Annotated in this window: 1 protein-coding gene; it reads left to right on the top strand. The window is 72.0% G+C overall.

What is annotated here, in order from left to right; translation table 11 throughout:
- Positions 1 to 1109, top strand: a 1109-nt coding sequence (locus ACTWP8_RS38165; protein WP_443326640.1) for a condensation domain-containing protein, incomplete at both ends; no start/stop codon positions are given.

Genomic DNA, 1109 nt, shown 5'->3' with positions numbered 1-1109 from the left:
CGTTCTTCGACCTCGGCGGCGACTCGATCCTCGCCATGAAGCTCATCGCCCGGATCCGGTCGGAGCTCGGCGCCGAGGTCAGCATCCGCGCCCTGTTCACCGCCCCGACGGTCGCCGGCGTGGCCCGCCTGCTGGACGGTACGGAGGGGGACGGCACCGTCCAGCAGGCGCTGACGCCGCGGCCGCGGCCGGAGGTGCTGCCGCTGTCGTACGCCCAGCAGCGGATGTGGTTCCTCAACCGCCTCGAAGGCATCGGCGACGGTGCGGGCTACAACTTGCCGCTGGCGCTGCGGCTCTCCGGCGAGCTCGATGTGGCCGCGTTGGAGGCGGCGCTCGGGGATGTCGCCGACCGGCATGAGAGCCTGCGCACGGTTTTCCCTGAGACCGATGGCGAACCGCGGCAGCAGGTGCTGGAGGGCGAGGCGGGCCGGCCGCCGCTGGTCGTGGTGGAGACCGCGGAGGAACACCTGCGGGAGGTGCTCGGCGGCTATGCCGGGCGGGGCTTTGACCTGAGCGTCGATCTGCCGTGGCGGATCCGGTTGTTGAAGATGGGGCCGGTGGAGTACGTGCTGTTGATCGTGGCGCATCACATCGCGGTCGATGGCTGGTCGATGGGTGTGCTGGGCCGGGAGATCGGGGTGGCTTACGCGGCCCGGCGGGCGGGCGGGGCGCCCGGCTGGAAGCCCCTGCCGGTGCAGTACGCGGACTACGCGCTGTGGCAGCGTGAGGTGCTGGGTGACCTCGACGACCCGGACAGCGTGATCAGCGGCCAGCTCGGCTACTGGCGCGAGGCGCTGGCCGGCGCGCCGCAGGAGCTGGTCCTTCCGGCCGACCGGCCCCGGCCGGCGGTGGCCTCCTTCCGCGGCGGCGAAGTGCCGATCCAGATCACCGCAGAGACCCACGCCCGGCTCACGGAGCTCGCCCAACGGGGCGGGGCGACGATGTTCATGGTGATGCACGCCGCCATCTCCGCACTGCTGTCCCGGATGGGTGCGGGGAAGGACATCCCGATCGGTACGGCGGTGGCGGGGCGCGGGGATGCGGCGCTGGAGGGGTTGGCGGGGTTCTTCGTCAACACGCTGGTGCTGCGGACCGATCTGAGCGGTGAC

This window comes from Streptomyces sp. 7N604, assembly GCF_052245475.1.
Taxonomy (GTDB): Bacteria; Actinomycetota; Actinomycetes; order Streptomycetales; family Streptomycetaceae; genus Streptomyces.
The sequence above is the reverse complement of the archived record's forward strand: the minus strand, read 5'-3'. Positions and strand labels throughout refer to the sequence as shown.